Source organism: Sphaerochaeta sp. UBA5836 (assembly GCF_002432845.1).
Classification (GTDB): domain Bacteria; phylum Spirochaetota; class Spirochaetia; order Sphaerochaetales; family Sphaerochaetaceae; genus Sphaerochaeta.
Genome location: NZ_DJGW01000011.1, coordinates 418 through 2,638, shown reverse-complemented (window position 1 = coordinate 2,638; position 2,221 = coordinate 418). Strand labels below are relative to the sequence as shown.

Genomic DNA, 2,221 nt, shown 5'->3' with positions numbered 1-2,221 from the left:
CTGGGTTTCGCACTCATTCTCAATGAGCTGGTTCAGCGGACAGTCAAGCAGACCATCCAAACCATCGCCTACATACCCTATCTTTTCAGCTGGGCGGTCATCGGAGGCATCTGGGTCCTGATCTTCGACCTGCAGGGCTTGGTCAACCAATTCCTCTCCATAATATTCGGGACCGAACCCATTTTCTTTCTCGCAAACCCCGCCTTTGCCCGACCCCTGATCATCGCCATGGGGATATGGCGCTCGATGGGATACTTTGCACTGCTCTTTACGGTAGCAATCATGAATATCGACCAGCAGCTCTATGAAGCTGCACGCATCGACGGTGCCTCGCGTTTGATGCAAATCCGCAAGATCATCCTCCCCTCCCTGATTCCCACCATGAAAACAATCATCGTTTTGCTCTCGATCGGGGTGCTCACCCACTTCGATGAGATTTACGTCATGGTCAATCCTGCCAATCGCAGACTGATCAGCACACTGCTTCTCTTTGTATATGAAACCGGCATCCTCAACTTCCAAACCGGAACTGCATCGGCAGGGGCGACCCTGGTGATGGCAGGCACCCTCTTGATCACCGGCCTGATGAGAAAATTCATCGGGTACGACAAGGAGTAGGCGATGAAGAATCGACTCAGCAAGAAAGACAATCTACCCCTTGCCATGAGGGTGCTGAACATCCTGGTGCTGGTCCTTGTGGTGGTCCTGATGGGACTTCCCATGCTCAACGTCCTGGCAGTTTCGCTCTCCACCCAGGCAAAGAGCGATTCTCCAGGCCTGGTGTTGCTTCCCACCCCGCCCACCTTCGAGGGATATACCTTCATCTGGAAACATACAAACCTTCCCCGCCCCTTCTTCAACACCGTCTATGTTTCGGTGGTGGGAACGGTCCTGCATGTGCTGATGGCCTCCCTTGCCGGCTATATTCTCTGCCAAAACAAGTTGCCGTTTCGCAAGGCCATGACAACATTCATCCTGCTCACCATGACCGTCCCCTACGAGCTTACCATGATCGGCATCTATGCAGTGAACCGGGACCTCGGTCTAACCAATACCTATGCAGGGCTCATCCTCAACGGCATGGTCAGCGGATTCAGTGTCTTTCTGATGCGCAACTACTTCCAGGCCATCCCCCTCTCGCTTGCCGAGTCGGCACGCATAGACGGATCGGGGGAATGGAGGATTTTCTCCTCCATCTATCTGCGCCTTTCGGTTTCGGGATTGATGACCATAGGAACACTCGAGCTGATCAGGCGGTGGAACAACATCACCATGACCATCACCCTCATCAGTGACATGAAGAAATGGACGTTGCCGGTTGTGCTGCGCTACATCCTGTTCGACCAGACATCCACGTCGGGAACCAGCTACATTTTCGCCAATGCAAAAATGGCTGCGGTGGTCATGACCGCCCTTCCCTTGGTCGTCCTGTACTTTTTCACCCAGTCATTCTTCTCAAGCGGAATTATGATCGGTTCGGTGAAGGAATAAGACTCTTCGCTAGCGAGGAGACAAACGATATTACGTACCATGAATCCAAAAGGAGGATGCATATGAAACGTACTCGCGTATTGGTAATTCTGGTGGTGCTGCTGACCATCAGCCTCACGCTGTTCGCCCAAGGTCAGGTTGACAAAGGCGCGGTGGAGGTCAAGGTGCTGGCCGGAGTAACCGGCGGAAAGGATGACGCGGAGAACAAGCTGTTCGAAGAGGCCATGGAGAAGGCAACCGGTCTGAACATCACCTGGGAGAAGGTCCCCTCGGGATACGACCAGGTGTTGATGCAGAAGCTCGGAGCCGGCGAGCAGTATGACCTGATCTACCTCAACCAGTTCCAGATGTACACCCTGGGCAAACAAGGGGCGTTGATGGACCTGACCGACAGGATTGCCGCATCAAAAGTCTATGCAGAGAACGTAGACAAGGCTGAACTTGAGAAAATCCAGTTCAACGGCAAGTACTATGCCGGCTTCAACAAGCTCGAGGTATTCCCGCTGGTCAATGTCAACAAGGCCATCACCGACAAGGTCGGCATCGATTTGAGCAAGCTTTCCACGTTGGATGACTACTACCAGATGCTGAAAAAAGTGAAGACCTACATGGAACAGACCGAGGGACGCAAGCCCTACTATCCGTTCTTCACCTACATGCCGGACATCTGGGACCTGCAGCCGTGGTTCAGCTCGGTCGGTCTCAGACGTGGTGTCTTTATCGATGCGAA

3 protein-coding genes are annotated in these 2,221 nt (G+C 53.2%); all 3 read left to right on the top strand.

Features of this window, described 5'->3' with window-relative positions; all coding sequences use genetic code 11:
• Positions 1–618 (top strand): ABC transporter permease subunit (locus B3F49_RS00870; RefSeq protein ID WP_293908576.1); only part of this gene is annotated, 618 nt, incomplete at its 5' end.
• Between the two features lie 3 nt (positions 619–621).
• Entirely contained in the window at positions 622–1,491 is an 870-nt protein-coding gene (locus tag B3F49_RS00865) for a carbohydrate ABC transporter permease (RefSeq protein WP_293908575.1), read from the top strand.
• A 62-nt stretch (positions 1,492–1,553) separates the two neighbouring features.
• Positions 1,554–2,221 (top strand): ABC transporter substrate-binding protein (locus tag B3F49_RS00860; RefSeq protein ID WP_293908574.1); only part of this gene is annotated, 668 nt, incomplete at its 3' end.

Bases quoted from the DNA above. Each gene is read 5' to 3' on its own strand.
- B3F49_RS00865 (WP_293908575.1), top strand. From the start codon at position 622: ATGAAGAATCGACTCAGCAAGAAAGACAATCTACCCCTTGCCATGAGG.